Origin of the sequence: Cupriavidus sp. YR651 (genome assembly GCF_900101625.1) — a bacterium.
Lineage (GTDB): Bacteria > Pseudomonadota > Gammaproteobacteria > Burkholderiales > Burkholderiaceae > Cupriavidus.
This window is the reverse complement of record NZ_FMYZ01000003.1, coordinates 459,406-476,541: the sequence shown is the minus strand read 5'-3', so window position 1 is coordinate 476,541 and position 17,136 is coordinate 459,406. Positions and strand designations below refer to the sequence as shown.

General features: G+C 68.2%; 14 protein-coding genes. 2 read left to right on the top strand and 12 right to left on the bottom strand.

Features of this window, described 5'->3' with window-relative positions:
• Positions 1–102: 102 nt before the first annotated feature.
• The 5 genes from pstS to BLR29_RS11855 form a co-directional block, all read right to left on the bottom strand.
• The gene (gene pstS, locus BLR29_RS11875; protein ID WP_092137154.1) at positions 103–1,134 is read right to left on the bottom strand and encodes a phosphate ABC transporter substrate-binding protein PstS; all 1,032 of its coding nucleotides are present in this window, start codon (positions 1,132–1,134) and stop codon (positions 103–105) included.
• Between the two features lie 213 nt (positions 1,135–1,347).
• The gene (locus BLR29_RS11870; RefSeq protein WP_092137153.1) at positions 1,348–2,538 is read right to left on the bottom strand and encodes an MFS transporter; all 1,191 of its coding nucleotides are present in this window, start codon (positions 2,536–2,538) and stop codon (positions 1,348–1,350) included.
• Between the two features lie 85 nt (positions 2,539–2,623).
• Complete coding sequence (locus tag BLR29_RS11865; RefSeq protein WP_143018447.1) at positions 2,624–3,337, bottom strand: hypothetical protein; 714 nt, start codon at positions 3,335–3,337, stop codon at positions 2,624–2,626.
• A 168-nt stretch (positions 3,338–3,505) separates the two neighbouring features.
• Positions 3,506–4,690, bottom strand: coding sequence for a Bug family tripartite tricarboxylate transporter substrate binding protein (locus tag BLR29_RS11860; protein ID WP_092137151.1), 1,185 nt, complete (start codon positions 4,688–4,690; stop codon positions 3,506–3,508).
• Between the two features lie 119 nt (positions 4,691–4,809).
• Positions 4,810–5,874 carry an alpha/beta fold hydrolase gene (locus BLR29_RS11855; RefSeq protein WP_369804598.1) on the bottom strand — a complete coding sequence of 355 codons (1,065 nt, stop codon included), beginning with the start codon at positions 5,872–5,874 and terminating at the stop codon, positions 4,810–4,812.
• 198 nt (positions 5,875–6,072) lie between these two features.
• On the opposite strand from BLR29_RS11855, the gene BLR29_RS11850 reads away from it, so the two are divergent.
• Entirely contained in the window at positions 6,073–7,020 is a 948-nt protein-coding gene (locus tag BLR29_RS11850) for a LysR family transcriptional regulator (RefSeq protein WP_092137149.1), read from the top strand.
• Between the two features lie 72 nt (positions 7,021–7,092).
• Here BLR29_RS11850 and BLR29_RS11845 read toward each other — a convergent pair whose 3' ends face one another.
• From BLR29_RS11845 to pobA, 3 genes are all read right to left on the bottom strand, one after another.
• The gene (locus BLR29_RS11845; protein ID WP_255371196.1) at positions 7,093–9,768 is read right to left on the bottom strand and encodes a tannase/feruloyl esterase family alpha/beta hydrolase; all 2,676 of its coding nucleotides are present in this window, start codon (positions 9,766–9,768) and stop codon (positions 7,093–7,095) included.
• A gap of 140 nt (positions 9,769–9,908) precedes the next feature.
• Positions 9,909–10,583, bottom strand: a complete 675-nt coding sequence (locus BLR29_RS11840) for a lipocalin family protein (protein WP_092137148.1) — start codon at positions 10,581–10,583, stop codon at positions 9,909–9,911.
• A gap of 141 nt (positions 10,584–10,724) precedes the next feature.
• Positions 10,725–11,924, bottom strand: coding sequence for a 4-hydroxybenzoate 3-monooxygenase (pobA, locus tag BLR29_RS11835; protein WP_092137147.1), 1,200 nt, complete (start codon positions 11,922–11,924; stop codon positions 10,725–10,727).
• 137 nt (positions 11,925–12,061) lie between these two features.
• Between pobA and BLR29_RS11830 the strand changes: the two genes are divergently transcribed.
• Positions 12,062–12,955, top strand: coding sequence for a helix-turn-helix domain-containing protein (locus BLR29_RS11830; protein ID WP_092137324.1), 894 nt, complete (start codon positions 12,062–12,064; stop codon positions 12,953–12,955).
• A 21-nt stretch (positions 12,956–12,976) separates the two neighbouring features.
• On the opposite strand, the gene pcaD is transcribed toward BLR29_RS11830, so the two are convergent.
• The 4 genes from pcaD to pcaH form a co-directional block, all read right to left on the bottom strand.
• Entirely contained in the window at positions 12,977–14,155 is a 1,179-nt protein-coding gene (pcaD, locus tag BLR29_RS11825; protein ID WP_092137146.1) for a bifunctional 3-oxoadipate enol-lactonase/4-carboxymuconolactone decarboxylase PcaDC, read from the bottom strand.
• Between the two features lie 149 nt (positions 14,156–14,304).
• Positions 14,305–15,717, bottom strand: coding sequence for a 3-carboxy-cis,cis-muconate cycloisomerase (locus BLR29_RS11820; protein ID WP_092137145.1), 1,413 nt, complete (start codon positions 15,715–15,717; stop codon positions 14,305–14,307).
• Positions 15,718–15,831: 114 nt separating this feature from the next.
• Positions 15,832–16,401, bottom strand: coding sequence for a protocatechuate 3,4-dioxygenase subunit alpha (gene pcaG, locus BLR29_RS11815; RefSeq protein ID WP_092137144.1), 570 nt, complete (start codon positions 16,399–16,401; stop codon positions 15,832–15,834).
• Between the two features lie 4 nt (positions 16,402–16,405).
• Positions 16,406–17,119: a protocatechuate 3,4-dioxygenase subunit beta gene (gene pcaH, locus BLR29_RS11810; RefSeq protein ID WP_092137143.1), complete on the bottom strand. Its 714-nt coding sequence runs from the start codon at positions 17,117–17,119 to the stop codon at positions 16,406–16,408.
• Positions 17,120–17,136 lie beyond the last annotated feature (17 nt).

Genomic DNA, 17,136 nt, shown 5'->3' with positions numbered 1-17,136 from the left:
CATTCGCACGGCTGAATTCGCTCAGCCTCTCACTGCCCTCTCGCCTTTCACCGAACCGTCACCGAATCATCACCGAACCGTCATCAATCCTTCATCGATCCTTCACCGGATATTCTCGTCCCAGTAGGACTCGACCTGCCTGACCAGATCGGGCGGCAGCGACACGTAGTTCTCCACGCGCGTGTCGGCCTGCCCGTCGTTGAGCGCCCATCGGAAGAAAGCCAGCGCACTCCGCGTCGCCGCGGGATTCCTGGCCGTCCGGGGCATGATCACGAAGACGACCCCGGCAATCGGCCACGCATTGGCGCCAGGCGCATCCGTTGCCACCTGGTAAAAGTCCGCGCTCTTCTGCCATGCGGCCGACGCCACCGCATCGCTGAACGATTCGCGCGTGGGTGTCACATAGTTGCCGCCGCGATTCTGCACGGACGCGTAAGACAAGCGGCGCTGCAACGCGTAGGACAGTTCGACGTAACCGATCGACCCCTTGACGTTCTTCAGGTAGATGGCCACGCCGTCATTGCCGTTCGCCCCGATGCCCACGGGCCATTTGACCGTGGTGCCGGCGCCGACGCCGTTCTTCCATTCAGTGCTGACCTTGGACAGGTAGTCCGCCCAGTTGAATGTGGTGCCCGAGCTGTCGCTCCGATGGACCACGACGATCTTTTGCGCCGGAAAACGGATGCCGGGATTGATCGCGGCGATGGCCGGGTCGCTCCAGTCATTGATCTTGCCGAGGAAGATATCCGCGAGTAGCGGGCCGGTCAGCCGCACCTGCCCCGGTGCGATACCGTCCAGATTGACCACGGGCACCACGCCACCGATGACCAGTGGAAACTGGGCCAGGCCGGCGGCGCGCAGCTCCTCTGGCTTGAGCGGCATGTCCGAGGCGCCGAAGTCGACGTTCCCTGCCTTGATCTGCTTGATGCCGTTGCCCGACCCGGTCGCTTGATAGTTCACCTGCTGGCCCGTCTTGACGTAGTACGTGGCCGCCCATTTGGCGAGCATGGGGTAGACGAAGGTCGAGCCGGCGCCGGTCACTTCGCCGGCGCGGGCCGCGAAGGCCGTGACCGCGATCAGACCGCCGATACACAGGCGACGCCACACGCCCCCGCCAATCCGGTTACCGTTCATCGTCCCCTCCCTGCCGTCGCCCCCCCACGCGGCGTGCCGGACCGCGTCAAGGCATTCGCACGGACGACGAGCGTCGCCGCGCGTGAATTCTCCAGAATAGATTCACGGCCCCGACGCTTGCCGAACTAATTTGAACGACGGCCGGAACTGTGTTGGGAAGGGAAGACAACTGCGCCGTGCCGGCGGCGATGCGCGCACAAACCGGAGGCCGGGTCAGACGATGCGCGGCGCGGACACTGTTGCGCGCCGTTCGCGGGCGCGCAGGATCAGCGCCAGGATCGCCCCCAGCGTACAAAGGGCCGAACTCAGCAGGAAGGCCCGCCCGCCCACGCTGGGAAACAGGAAGCTGCCAAGGTAGACGCAGAAGGCCGTGAACAATCCCCCACATGCGGCGTAGACGCCGGTGCCACTGGACAGCACCGCTGCCGGGACGCGCGTACGGATGTACTCCGCGGCACCAAGCTGGGTCAGCGCCAGCGTGGCCCCCTGCAGCAACTGGGCGACGATCGCCACGTCCACCCGTGGCGCCAGGCCGATAAGCGTCCATCGCAATACGCCGGCCATGCAGGCCAGCGCGATAAGCCCGGGCGCCGCGACGCGCGCGACGATGCGGCCGCTCACGCTGAACACCACGATTTCCGCGACCACGCCCAACGCCCACAGGTAGCCGATCACCGAGGCCGGAAACCCCACGCTTTTCCAGAACAGCACGCTGTAGCTATAGAAAAAACCGTGGCATGCCTGCGACACCGCCGCGCTGCCCAGCAGCAGCGCAAACCCCGGCAGCCGCAGCACCTGCATCACCGGGCCCCTGACGCGCTGGCCCACGCGCACGCTGTCGCCCGGCAACGTCATGGCAAACAGCCCTTGCGCGATGTAGGCGACGAGGAGCACCCACGCAATGACGCCTGCGCCGGCACGATCGATCAGCCAGCCCAGGATGACCGACATCGCCACCACGGACATCGACCCGGCGCTGCGCAACCGCCCGAAGTTGAATCCGTAGCGCGACACACTGCCCAGCGCGATGGATTCGCTCAACGACAGGCTGGTCGCACACGCGCGCATGGCCAGGAAGACCAGCAGCACGCCCACGAACCCGTCCACCGCGAACAGCAGCCCCGCGCTGGCCACGGAGCCGGCCACCAGCACCAGCAGGATGGTCTTGCGGCTGCGCGCCTGATCCGCCATCGCGCCAACCAGCGGGTTGACCACCACGGCCAGCGCGCTGCCCAGCGCCAGCACCAGTCCGGTCTGCCGGTCGGTCAGCCCTTGCGCGCGAATCCACAGCGGAAAGAAGCTGATGATGATGGCGACCGGCGCGTAGAGCGCCACGTAGTAGAGGTAAAACGCGGCCACGGGGCGGCGGGCCGGGATGGTGGGTGTTGGCGCGGGAGCAGTCACAGGTCGGGCAGGTGTGGCGGGCCTGGCTCCAGGCCAGGCGGTTCAGGTGGACAAGTCAGACGAGGCAATGCGTCACGGTGGCGGATCAGGTCGGGCGCGGGTTCTGTATCGGCACCTGGCGCGGCAGCAGTTCGCGCATGCAGGCTTCGCGCGCCTGGACGCCGGCCGTCATCACATAGGGATAGATCGACTTCATCAGCGCGCCGAACCCATTGCCGTTCAGGAAGGCCGCGATCTGGGGCGCTTTCCCGAACCGGTTGGCCTCCTCGATTTCGGCCTGCGTGAAATAGCTGGGGTCCATCGGCTTGTTCTCGATCACCAGTTCGATCAGCTTCATGCCGAAGCTCGATTCGAACACCGTCGCCAGCTGGTCCATCAGCGCGGGGTCGGTAAAGGTCATCGCAAACGCGGGACGCACGACCTGCTCCAGGACCTCGGGCGACAGGCGCGCGTAGGTGCAGGCCTTGAGCTTTTCCTTGGGAATCGAGCCGATCCTGTCCGGCATCCTGGCAAACGCACGGTCCATGCCAATGGTCATCAGCCGCGCGAAGTTCATCGCCCGGATCAGCCGGGTCAGCGAAGCATTGAGGTCGGCATCGGCAGGCTTGGCGGCAGAACTACCGGCAGCGTTGTCGGAGGGCGCGGCGGGGGCGCTGGCGGACCCCGGGTCGTGCGGCGCCGGCATCAGGGTGGCGGCCCGGGCCGGATTGCCCGGCATGACGACGATGACCAGAACAGCGAGCACGGCAGCCGGCACGGCGGCCAGGCTGGGCAAGACGCGGCGGCGGGTGACCCACATGATGAATTCTCGCGATTGTTCTGCGCCGTGACCATCCGGAGTATCGAAGCCTGGCATCAGGCGGGCGGCGCGGGCGGGGTTTCCAGCGATTGTAGAGGGGATAGGCGGTTCGTGGTGGAGCGCATCGTGGGGCACCCCACTCCAGTGAGCCCCATTCGGGCAACGCACTCAAGCCAGCCGGTCGGATACCTTGAGGATGGCCTGGCGCCATACCTCGCGCTGGCGGGCCAGATAGTCGACGGCCTGCTGGCCGGTCAGGCCGAGCGGCTCCGCGCCGTCCTGGCCGAGGCGGCGTCGCAACGCCGGATCTTGCAGCAATCGCGCGAATCGCCGCGACAACGCCGCGCACTGGGCCGCCGATACGCTGGGCGCGGCCAGCACGCCATACCACGCGTCCTGACGCATGCCATCCACGCCCACTTCGGCAAAGGTCGGCACCGAGGGCGCCAGCGGGCTGCGCACGGCACCGGTCACGGCCAGCGCGCGCACCCTGCCCTGGCGCATCAACGGCAGCGCAGCCTGCAGCGTGCTGACGAGCATCGCCACATGGCCGCCCTGCAGGTCCACCAGCGCACGGGCACTCCCCGGATAGGGCACGTGCGTCATCGAAACGCCGGCCTGATGGCACATCAGCTCCCCCACGAGATGCGCGCTGGAATGGACGCCCAGGGAGGCGTAGACCAGTTCGCCCGGCCGGCGGCGCGCCTCGGCCAGCCGCGCCTGCAATGCGGCGCGGGCATCCGCCTCCCGCAGCCGCCTGCCATCGCCTGCCATCAGCAGGACATGGGGCGTGCTCGCGACGATGGCGATCGGCTGGAGCGGTGCGGCGGGAGGTTCCGGTGCGGCCGCGATCAGTGGACTGATGCTGACCGACCCGACGGTGCCCAACAGCAGCGTCTGCCGATCGGCGGCGGCCCGCGCGGCTTCATGCAGCGCCACCTGGCCGGCGGCGCCCGGCCGGTTTTCGACGATGGTGATGGCGCCGTCCGCGCTCAGGCTGTCGGCCAGCAGGCGGGCGATATGATCCGCGCCGCCGCCGGCGGCATAGCCCACCAGCAGGTGCATGACCGCGTCCGTCGCGACGGCGTGCCGCCACGGCGCGGCAAGCGGCCACAGCGCCAGCCCGCACAGCAGGCGACGGCGGGAGAGGTCGGGCGCAATGGCAGGCGCGATAGCAGGCGTGTGGACGTGCGTGTGAGCGTGCGTGTGGGCGTGCGCGGCGTCATCCACGCGCGGAAATGCGCGGACGGGCGTGCTGGAAGGTCCGCTGAAAATCAGGAGAGCCGGCAGGATGGCTTGCGCCCCGCCATGCGCGCGGCGTGCGCGCCGGCCGGACCGCCCGGGCGAGAACATGGATGGGAGACCGCGAATCGGATGGCCGGCATCCTAGCACCGCCCCAACGCGGCCGCCGCCCGGACAAACCCGGTCCGGGGCGCATCCGGATGCGTTCGCGATGCGCCCGGGAAGCGCTTCAGAGTTGCGGCGCGCGGCAGGTGGCGCCGGAAGGATTGGCGGCCGGGTCCAGGCCGAACACGGCGCGCGCGCCGCACTGGGACCCGAACATGCGCGCCTGGTCGTGGCCCACGCCCACCACTTCGAACGCCTGCCGCGTGCTCGCCTGCCCCGGCTTGGCCAGGAACTGCTCGTAGCGCAGGTAGCCGCGTGCGCGCTGCAGGCGCGTCGGGCCCTCGGCTTCCGCGCCGCACGCCTTGTCCAGCACGCGATGATTGGGATCGTTGTCCTCGGCCCCCACCATATAGGTCACCTGACGCTGCATATAGCGCTGGTAGAGCGCCATACCGTCGGCGCCGCGCGCATAGGCGACCATGTCCTGCATGCCGTAGCGGTACTTGTTGTAGTCCGCGCAGGTGGCAGTGCTGTAGGGCGCGAAGCGCTTGTATTCCGGGGCCACCGGCCGATCCGGCGTGAAGTAGAGATAAGACGACGGGTTGGCCACCACGTAGCGCAGGTCGATGCCGCGCGCGCGGACCTTTTCGTCCACGTTGTTGAGGACCGCGTAACGGTGCACGATCTGCGCGCCGCCGGAATGGCCGGCCACGGTGACCTTGGTGACCGCCGGGAACCGGCCCTTGTCCGTGACGTAGGCCACCAGGTCGTCCAGCACCTGCAGCGAGCTCACACCGGCGCCGGGCCCGGACACCGCGTCTTCACCGCCGATCCAGCCCTGCGTGGTCCACACCGGCATGTTGTCGAAATGCTTGGCGGCGTCGGGCGTGCCGGGGAAGTTGGGCGCGATCAGCAGGACCTCGTCAGGATTGCGGCCGCTGGCCTTCAGCAATTCCGCCCCGGCCGCGTAGTAGTCGTCGCCATTGCGCTGCAGGCCATGCTGGACGAACACCACTTCGCGAATCCGGCTCATATCGCCGCTGAACGGATGGTTGGCGTAGACGGGGAAGTCGTAACCGGCGCCGGCACCAAGATGAACGCGCTGCCATTGCGGCTTGGCGGCCTTTGCCTGGGTGGCCGGGGCCGGGGGCGTGCTGGCGCATCCCGCGACGACCGCGACAACCGTCATGGCGGTCATCGCGGTCACGGTGGCGGCCAGCAGCGTGGCAGCGGTGGCACGCGGACGAGCGTGGGGCATGGTGTGTCTCCTGATTCCTTGATGTCGGTCCCGTCGCATCGGGCAAAACGCCAATACTAGGCCCGACTGGTGCGCAAGTAAAATATATGCATTACTGTCTACCCATACTTTCTACATATTGATACCGCCATGGAACTGAGACACCTGCGTTACTTCCTTGCCGTGGCGGAGAGCGGTTCCGTCACACGCGCCGCCGAACAGCTCGGCATCCAGCAGCCCCCGCTCTCCCAGCAACTCAAGGCGCTGGAAACCGAACTGGGCGTGACGCTGTTCGATCGTCAGCCGCGCGGCGTGGCGCTGACGGCCGCGGGCACGGCCTTGCACGCCGATGCGACCGACCTGTTTGCCAGGATCGAGCAGATGCGCGCGCGCATGCAGCGGATGGCGCGCGGCGACGAAGGCGCGCTTGCCATCGGCTTCACCAGCTCCGCCGCGGCCCACAAGCTCACGCCCGAGGTGCTGCGCGCCTGCCGCCGGCAATTCCCGCGCGTGGCGCTGTCGCTGACGGAACGCAATGCCGCCGAAGCCATCGAGCAACTGGCCGACGGCACCCTGAGCGCGGCGCTGCTGCGCGCGCCCGTCCAGCATCCGGACGGTGTGCGCTTTGACTTGCTGCTGGAGGAAGAGATGGTGATCGCGCTGCCGCTGGATCACCCGCTGCTGCGCGAGCGCGCGGCGGAGGGCATCGCCGCCGGCACGCCGGTATCGCTGCGCGCGCTGCAGGCGGACCCCTTCATCCTGGTGCGCCGCCCCGGTGCGCCGGGGATGTATGGGGATCTGCTGCGCGAGTGCGAGGCGCTGGGTTTCACGCCGCACGTGGGCGCGGAAGTGGAGCGCATGCTGACCAACCTGAACCTGGTGGCCGCCGGGGCCGGAGTCAGCGTGGTGCCGGCATCGATGGCGGGCCTGAATCGCCACGGCGTGGCGTACTGCCGCATGGTGGAGGCCGACCGCCTGCGCGCGCCGCTGACGCTTGGTTATCGCGAGGCCAATACCGATCCGGCACTTGCGGCGCTGGTGGCGCTGACGCACCGGATCGCGGCGCGGCACCGTCGCAAGGGCGACGACGACCTGTGACGCCGCCGGGCGCCGGCTTTTTTTGCCGGCGCCCGCCCCCCTTCCGTTACGGAAGGCAACGCAGTGCAGTACTCAGTTCAGCAACCCGAGTTCGAACCGCCCCGCCGACGTCCCGATCAGCAGCCCGCTGTTGACCAGGTACGATCCCACCACACCGCCCGACGCACCGATCACGCCCAGCACCGGCTGGTTGTAGGTCAGCGTGCCCGACACGCCGTTGCGTACGAGGCTGGTGCCGTTCAGGTCGGCGCTGATCTGGCTGCCATCGGTCGCCATCACGCGATACGAGCCATCGGCCGCGCCCGTCGCCAGCGGCAGCGTGGGCGGCTGTGTCGCATAGACGTTCATGCCGTAGGCCGTGGCCGACCGCGTCAGGATCACAGGCACCGGCACCCCGTTGACCATGCCGCTGATCAGCGACCCGCTCAGCACGCCATCGCCGGCGGCAATCGTCCCGCCCACGAAATAGTCGAACGCATTGCGCGCCGCATTCCAGACGATGTAGCCCTTGGTCGTATTGGCGCAAGCCGCGTCATACAGGATGAAACCACCCGTGGCCGTGGCCGCGCAGGTCTGCCACGTCGCCGCCGATGACCGCAGCCGCGCCGAGCCCGTGCGCACCGTCACCGATCCGTCGGCCACGGCCGTCTGGATGCCGTTGACGTTATAGATATCGGCGACGGCCTTGAAGTCCGCCGAGACATTCCGGAACGCCACCAGTGGCAGGAAGCCAGCGCCCGAGACCGGTTTGACCCCGCCCGCCAGCACCCCGCCGCCGGTCAAGGTAAAGCGCGCCCCATTCTCGTCGCTGGCATAAGTGCAGCCCCCCTGCGAGACGAGCTGGCCGGACCGCGTGGTCCCGGCCGTCCGCTGCAGGCTGGCATCGATCTTGACGGTGTACTGGAGCGTGGCCGGGTCGATCTGCACCGTCAGCTCTTCCCCGCTGGTATTGCCGCCCTTCCACGTCGTCACCGCCGATGGCATGTTCAGGCACGACTGCACGACGCCCGTCGCCCCTTCGCACGTGTAGTTGATCGCGGCATCCGCGCTGCCCGATCCCTTGAACTTCGGCCACGACGGATACTGGCACAGTGGGCGCGTGCGGCCATAGGTCCCCGCGTTGGTGTCCATGACCGTGCGCGTGCCGGGCGCCACGCCCATTTCCACCCAGTTTTCCAGCGCAGTCAGCGAATTCCACGCCGGCAGGAAGCTGCCCGTGCCGTGGCCCATGCCGGGCACCGTATAGAAGCGGATGCCGGTGTCGACGGCCGCCTGCCCCACGCGCGCCGCCACGGCCTTGAACCAGGCGATGGTGGAATTCGGGCTGATGACTTCATCGGCCAGGCCGTGCAGGAGGATCAGGCGGCCACCCTTGCCGAGAAACGCGGACAAGTCGGGATTGGTGGCATCGGTCAGCGCGGAGACGGCCTGCACGCGGGACGTCCAGCTGCCCGGGCTGGCGGGGTCGAACGTCAGCGCATCGAATGTGGCGTTGCGGGTGATGAAGAATTTCACCCACTGGTCGCCCGTCACGTACATGTTGGCATCGGCTGTCGTGGCCGGATTGCCGGGCACCGCGCGCGTGCCGAGGTCACGCGTTGTGAACGGGCCCGCCACCAGCGCGCCTTCCATCAGGTTGTAGCCACCGGCCACGGTGACGCCATTGGCCAGCGGATAGGTCAGCTGCAACGGCTGTTCGATGGCCTTGACGGTCGCGATCTGCGCGTCGGACAGGCAGGTATCGCCCGCATCCGTGCCACCCGGGCAGCGCAGGCTGGCCAGCACTGTCATCGCGCCGACGCGGCAGCCTTCCACGTTGCTCACCACCTTGTCGGCCACGCCATCGAGCGCGTCGCAGGCGGTCATCGCGGCGTTTTGCACCAGCAGTGTCTTGTTGATGTTGAGCCAGCCGGCGCCGCCGTTCAGGTACAGCGCCCGGCCGACGGCCACGTTGGACAGCCGCGTGCCCGTGTAGTTGAGCGCCGGCTCGTTGGCGATCACGCCGTCGTAGTCGGCGGGCCAGCGCTGGATGTAGGAGAGCGCGTCGCGGCCGCCGGTGGATGTCCCCAGGAAGTAGGCGCGCGTGGGAGCCTTGCCATAACGCTGCTTGATCAGCGCGATGGCGACGTCATGGGTCTTCTTGAGGGTGTCGCCACCATAGTTGGCCAGCGCTTCGTCGTTGGTCGCGAATCGGCCATCGGTGATGCTGGTGCTCTGGTGGCCGGAATCATCGCCCCAGGTGACGTAGCCGCGCGCGAGCGGCGCGGGATCGTCGGGCAACGCAAAGCGCACAGTCTCGGTGCCGTCGATCAGCGCGCCATCAAACCCGCCACCGCCAAACTGGATGCCCTTGCCGTTCCACTGCGAGGGCAGGTTCACCGCGAAGTTGATGTTGGACGCCGACGCATCCACGGGCGCGATGGCCCCGCGCACCTGGCAGTACTCGCCCAGCGTGTTGCCGGCGGCGTCGGCGGCAATCAGCGTGGCCGCGGTGACGGTGACGCCGCCCGACGCGAGCGTCAGGCTCGATGCCGGCAGGCTCACGCCATTGAGCGCCGTGCAGGCCGCCTGCGCGCTCAGCACGGGGCCTGCGCTACCGGGGGCATCCTGCCCGGGTCCCGTGGGGCTGTTCGACGTCGAGGCCGCGGGCGCGTCTTCGCCACCGCCGCAGGCGGTCATCAACGCAGTGGCCGCCAACGCGGCCGCCAGCAGCGCGCCGCGCCGCCAGCCGGTGTTTCCGGATTTCATTCGGGTCTCCTCCAGGCGCATCCGGTACTTGTGCCGGATTGCTGGAGCGAGACGGTATCACCGGGGGGTGGCCACGTAAAATATATGTCTCATCTGCTATTCATATGCAGAAAATATGGAATTGGCGATGCGAAACACCTTCAGTCTTGCGGGGTCGTTTCTAGTCGTGTGAGGTCAAAGCCGCTCTGCGCCAGCCTGCCGAGCAGCGCCTGATACGCCTCACGCTCCACGTGCGGCGTCCGGGACAGGATCCACAGATACTTGCGGCCCGGCTCGCTGACCGCGGCAAGCTTGTAATCCGGATCGAGGTCGATCACCCAGTAGTCGCCCCAGACCATCGGGATGAACGACAGCCACACCGGCACGAAGCGCACTTCCAGTTTGGGCGAGTCGGGAGATCCGACTGACCGGGCCACGCCATCGGCCTCGTCGGTGGTGCCATCCTGCTTGCGGCAGCGGTTGACGACCGCGACGGTGCCGTTTGGCCTGGCCGTGTACTGTGCGGTGACGTGCCCCACGCACTGGCGCTGGAAGCGGTTGCCGAACCGGGCGATCTCGTACCACGTGCCCATATAGCGCGACACGTCGAGTTTTTCGATGGTGGCCAACGGCTGCGGCTGCGGGTCGGCAGCCACCGTATCCGCGCTGGCCGGCGTGGCGAGCGCGGACGTGACGAAGGCCAGCGCCAGCGGCAGCCACGCGAATGCCGATCGTCGCTCGCCCCGGCCATTCGCGCCCTGCCGGTTGGTGTCCCGGCTGAAGTCCCGGCTGAAGTCCCGGTCGATGTCCCGTCTGCGGAGGCCCTGTCTTTTCATGCCGGCTTTCCCCTGGCGCCCCGGCCCGCAGGGCCGTCAGGCAACATCGGCATTGTCCATGAACGGCTGCGCCCTGCGCTGTCGGCGCGGGGCTGATGCCGGCATCGGCGTCGTCCTACGCGCCTGGGTGCCGCGCGGGGTCTACTCGCAGGGCAAGCCGACGTAGTTCTCCGCCAGCGACTTGCACGCGGCTTCGGAGCCGACGAGGTAATCAAGCTCCGCCTGCTGGATGCGATGCGCGAAGTCATCCGCATCGGGAAAGCGGTGCAACAGCGACGTCATCCACCACGAGAATCGCTCCGCCTTCCACACGCGGCGCAGGCATTTCTCCGAATAGGCATCGAGCTCGCGCGCGTCGTCGTTCTGGTAGAGGCCGATCAGGCCATCGGCGAGGTACAGCACGTCGCTGGCGGCAAGGTTCAGCCCCTTGGCCCCCGTGGGTGGCACGATGTGCGCCGCGTCGCCGGCCAGGAACAACCGGCCGAACCGCATCGGCTCGCAGACAAAGCTGCGCAGCGGCGCGATGCTCTTTTCGATGCTCGCGCCCGTGACCAGCGCTTCCGCCGCTTCAGGGTCAAGCCGGCTGCGCAGTTCGTCCCAGAAGCGCGCGTCGGACCAGTCCTCCACCTTCTCGCACGACGGCACCTGCACGTAGTAGCGGCTGCGCGTTTTGGAGCGCATGCTGCAGAGCGCAAAGCCGCGTTCGTGGCTGGCATAGATCAGTTCGTCGGCAACGGGCGGTGTCTCCGACAGGATACCCAGCCAGCCGAACGGATAGATGCGCTCGAAGATGCGTTTCGACGTCTCCGGCACGCTGGCGCGGCTGACGCCGTGAAAACCGTCGCACCCGGCGATGTAGTCGCAGGCCACCTCGTGCGTGACGCCGTCCTTGCGATAGCGCACCTTCGGCCGCGCGGTGTCGAAGTCGTGCAGCGAGACGTCATGCGCCTCGTACACGATTGGCATGCCGGAAGCCTGCCGCGCCGCCATCAGGTCGCGCGTGACTTCCGTCTGGCCATACACGGTGACGCTGCGGCCAATCAGCGCCTGGAAGTCGATGTGATGGCGCGATCCGTTGTATGAAAGCTCGATGCCGTGGTGCACCAATCCCTCGGCATGCAGCCGCGCATCGACGCCCGCGCGCGTCAGCGCATCGACCGTCACGGATTCCAGGATGCCGGCACGGATGCGGCCGAGCACATAGTCGGGGCCACGCTGTTCGATGACGATGTTGTCGATGCCCGCGACGGTCAGCAACTGGCCGAGCAACAGGCCGGCGGGGCCGGCGCCGACGATGGCGACGCGCGTGGAATGGGCGATATGGGAGCCATTGGGGGCCATGGCGTGTCTCCTGGTGTGATGTCGTTTTATGGATCTGTTGGACCTAACGATAGAGGTTCCGCCCCCCGGCCGGAATGGACAGATCGAACCAACAACAGGAAAATCCGTACATTGCCGGCCTGACGCAGTGCGCCCCCATGAAGACCGTCCCCACCTACTCGCTCTACGGCGTCAATTCGTCCGAACCCTTGCTGGATCAGCTGCATTTCGAGTCGATCGCCTCGCGCAGCCAGCTATACGCCTGGGAGATCAAGCCGCACCGGCACGAGCGCTTCCTTCAAATTCTGTACATCCACACGGGTAGCGGCGAGGCGTTGCTGGATGGCCGGCGCGAGCGCCTGTCGGGCGGGTCGCTGATCACGATGCCGCCGCACCACGTGCATGGCTTCGTGTTCTCGCCCGATACCGACGGCATCATCGTGACGATGACCGAGAGCTACCTGCGCACGCTGCTGGCGGGCGTGCCCGGCACGCCGAAGCTGTTCGAGCACCCGCGCCATGACCGCGTGGGCCGGCGGCACGCGCTGGCCAGCACGCTGGCGCTGTTCAGGATGGAGATGGAGGGGGTATCCGCATGGCGCGGCGCGGCGGCCTCGGCGCTGCTCACGCTGCTGCTGGTGGGCATCGCGCGGCTGGCGGAAGCGTCGGGGTCGGCCACGGCGCAGGCCAGCAGCCGCCCCGCGCGGCATTTCCAGCAGTTCCAGCAGTTGCTGGAATCCGATTACCGCGCGCAGAAGGAAATCACGTATTACGCCGATGCGATCGGCGTCACCTCGACGCAGCTCAACCGCATCTGCCGGCAGCTCGCCGGCGCCTCGCCGCTGCAGATGATCCATGCGCGCCTGCTGGCCGAGGCGCAACGGGACTTGCTGTTCAGCGACCTGGATATCAAGCAGATCGCCATGACGCTGGGCTTCGCGGACGCCGGCTATTTCTCGCGCTTCTTCGCGCGGCTGGCGGGCCAGACGCCCACGGCGTTCCGGGAGTCCGGCCGCGCCCGCCTGCCGGCCTTCGCGACCCGGGACGCCTGAACGCCTGACCGGGCGGCACGTTCAGCCGCGCGCCTGATCGATCTCGGCGAAGACTTCCTCGGCCATATGGAATGCCGAGTTGGCCGCCGGCACGCCGCAGTAGATCGCGGTCTGGAGCAGGACTTCCTTGATTTCGTCGCGCGTCACGCCGTTGTTGGCCGCGGCGCGCAGGTGCAGCTTCAGTTCCTCCGAGCGGTTGAGCGCCACCATCATCGCGATGGTCAGCAGGCTGCGCGTATGGCGCGGCAATCCCTCGCGCGTCCAGATCTCGCCCCAGGCATAGCGCGTGATCAGGTTCTGGAACTCCTCGTTCAACGGCGTCAGGCGCTGGAGCGAACGGTCCACATGCGCACTGCCGAGCACATCGCGGCGCACCGACAGGCCGGCCTCATAGCGCGCGGGCTCATCGGTGACCGGGCGGCGCCCGTTGATGAAATCCAGCAGCGCGGCGGTAAAGCGGCCCGGCTGCTCACGGTTGGAGAGATGCGCGGCATGCAGTTCTATATAGAGTGCCCCCGGAATCGCCGCCGCCAGCGCGCGGCCCTCTTCCGCCGTGGTCGACGGGTCGTCGCTGCCCGCAATCACCAGCACCGGCACCGGGATCGTCCTGACCGCCTCGCGCAGGTCCGCATCGCGCACGGCGGCACAGCTCCCCGCGTAGCCGCGCGGGTCGAGCCCGGCCAGCACCGCGCGCAGGTCGTCCAGCGCACGGCCGGAGGTCGCCACGAAATCCGGCGTGAACCAACGCTGGATCGATGCCTCGGTCAGGCTGCCCATGCCATCGCGCAACACGGTGTCGATGCGCGTATTCCAGGCCTCGGCCGTGCCGATCTTCGGCGCCGTGTTGGCCAGCACGATCTTCGAGAAGCGTTCGGGCGCATAAGCGCCGAGCCACATGCCCGTCAGGCCGCCCATCGACAGGCCGCAGAACACCGCCTTGTCGATCTGCAGCGCATCGAGCAGCGCGACGACATCGCGCCCCAGGTCTGCGACGGTGAAGGCGGCGTCCGGCGCGGTGGAGCGGCCGTGGCCGCGCACGTCGTAGCGCACCACGCGGAAACGGCCCGCCAGCGCGTCCGCCTGCGGCTTCCACATCGTGTGGTCCGTGCCAAGCGAGTTGGAGAAGACGATGACCGGCGCATCAGCGGGACCGTCGACGGTGTAAAAGAGCCGGGCACCGGCGTGATCGATATAGGGCAAAGCAAGTCTCCAGTTAGAGGTCGTTTCAAAAAGATCCTGGCGTCGTTGCGCGGCCTTGTCGTACCACTTGTACTGCCTGCGGCCGCGCGCCTAGCCAGGACCGCTTCGCTTCATTTTGAAACAACCTCTTGGGCGCCGCGCGCCGTGGTCTATTGGTCAGTCTGTTGGCCTGCAAGTCGTTCAGCCGTTGCCGCGCGCCAGGCTGCGACGGCGGCGTCGGCAAAGCGTGTCGATTGTCCCGCGTAATGCGCGGGGTCGCTCACGCGGTCCAGCGTGGCGTCATCGAGCAGGCCCGCATGCGCGGGATCTTCGGCCAGCGTGCGGGATAGCGCCTCGCGCAGCGTGACGCCCTCGCGCGCCGCGCGGCGCGAGGCCTGCTCGACCAGATGATGGGCCGGCAGGCGGCCGATTTTTCCGCCGATTTCGAGCATCGCCGCCTCGCCAAGAATCAAGCCGTGCGTGAGATCGAGATTCGCGCGCATGCGGGCAGCATCGACCTCCAGTCCGGCCACGACCTCGCCCATCTGGCGCAGCGCGCCGGCGGCCAGCGCCACGATCTGCGGCAGCGTGTCCCATTCCGCCTGCCAGCCACCCAGCGCGCGCTCGTGGTCCTGCACCATGCCAGCCAGCATCGTGGCGACCAGCGGCGGCACCCGCACGGCAGCGGTCAGCACGGCGGCACAACCCACCGGATTGCGCTTGTGCGGCATCGTGCTGGAACCCCCGCGGCCCGGCCCACTGGGCTCCGCCACCTCGGCCACTTCCGTCTGCATCATCAGCGAAACATCGCGCGCCATCTTGCCGAGCGTGCCCGTCAGCATGCCCAGCGTGGCGGCCGCCTCGACCAGACGGTCGCGGTGGGCGTGCCACGGCAGCGTGGGCAGGTCGAGGACGAGTTCCTGCGCGAGTTGCGCGGCGACGTCCGGCGCGTGGTCGCCAAGGCTGGCCAGCGTGCCGGCCGCGCCGCCGAACTGCAACGCGCGGGCCTGGGCGCGGGCATGACCGAGCCGGCCGAGATCGCGCCGCAAGGCATCGAGCCAGCCGGCGGCCTTCAGGCCGAACGTCATCGGCAACGCATGCTGGAGCCAGGTGCGCGCCACCATCGGCGTGGTGCGGTGCGTCAGGGCCAGCGCGGCGCAGGCGTCGCCAAGCTGCAGCAGGCCGGCATCGAGCGCGGCCAGTGCGTCGCCAGTCTGCAATACCAGTGCGGTGTCGATGATGTCCTGGCTGGTGGCGCCCCAATGCACGAAGCGCCCGGCCTCGGCATCGTGCTGCGTGACCACGGCTGTCAGTTGCCTGACGAAGGGAATGGCGAGATTGCCGGCGGCCACGGCGGCCTCGGCCAGCGCGTCAAGGTCGATCAGCGCGATGGCATCGGGACGCGCGCAGACCTCGGTGATGACGGCGGCGGCCTTTGCGGGGATCACGCCGCAACGCGCTTCGGCGCGGGCCAGCGCGGCCTCGACATCGAGCATGCGACGCACCGTGCCGGCATCGGAAAAGATGTCCAGCACGGCGGGACTGCCGAACATGGGATCGGTCAGGCGGGAAAAGGTGGGCATCGTCGGCGGGGGCGGACCGGTGGAAATGCTCCGATTGTCAGGCAAAGCGCGCGGCGCGTGGGATTTCCCCCCGCGCCGCGCGCCTGCGTTTCAGCAGCTCAGAGACTCGGCGTTTCAGATATCGAAGAAGACGGTCTCGTCCGGACCCTGCAGCACCACGTTCCAGCGGTACGTGTTCGGGCCGGCGGGCTCGGCGATCAGCGTGGCGCGGCGGTCGGCCGGCACCAGTGCCAGCACGCCGTCGGCGGCATTGGCGGCGGACTCCTCCGGGAAGTACATCCGCGAGGCCACATGCTTGACCAGGCCGCGCGTGAACACGGAGACCAGGATGTGCGGCGCCTGCGGGCGGCCTTCCCCATCTGGCACGGCGCCCGGCTTGACCGTGGTGAAGCGGAACGATCCGTCGGCTTCGGTCGGCACGCGGCCAAATCCGGTGAAGCCCGGCACGAGCGGCAGGTCGCGCGCGTCCTCGGCATGGCGATAGCGGCCGGCGGGATTGGCCTGCCAGATCTCGACCATGCCATCGGGCACGGCTTCGCCGCGGCCATCGACAACGCGGCCCTCGATCACGATGCGCTGGCCGGCGAGGTCAGGGGCGTCGGCCGTGAGGTCGGCGCAGTTCAGGCCCGTCAGGCCGATATGGAGGTAGGGACCTACGGTCTGGGATGCGGTGGCGTACAGCATGGCCTTACTCCATCGGCGTGGCATCGCGGCCGCGCAGGACGATATCGAAACGGTAGCCCAGTGCGTACTCGGGCGCCGTGGTTTCCCAGTCGAACGTGGCGATCAACCGGTCGCGCGCCTTTTCGTCGGGCACGCAGTTGAAGATCGGGTCGAACGCCAGCAGCGGGTCGCCGGGGAAGTACATCTGCGTCACCAGTCGCGTGGCATAGGCATTGCCGAACAGCGAAAAGTGGATGTGCTGGGGACGCCAGGCGTTGTGGTGATTGCGCCAGGGATAGGCGCCCGGCTTGATCGTCTTGAACTGGTAGTGGCCGCCGGCGTCGGTGATGGTGCGGCCCTCGCCCGAAAAATGCGGGTCGAGCGGTGCGTCGTGCTGGTCGCGCTTGTGCGTGTAGCGGCCGGCGGCATTGGCCTGCCAGACTTCGATCAGCGCGTTGGGCACCGGGCGGCCATTCTCGTCGAGCACCCGGCCGGTCACCAGGATGCGCTCGCCGATCGGCTCGCCGCCGTTGCCCACGGTCAGGTCGTTATCGCCGGCGCGGACGAACTCGGGGCCAAACCCCGGGCCGGTGACTTCGGACAGCGACTGCGGCAGCGCGATCAGCGGCTGATTCGGCGAGCGCAGTTGCGTCGAGGCATAGGGGTCGAAGCGGTATTCGGGCTGGGTGTCCCAGTACGGACGGCGGTACTGGGCGGGGCGGGCGGAACGGGGGGCCATTGCGCTGTCTCCGTTGT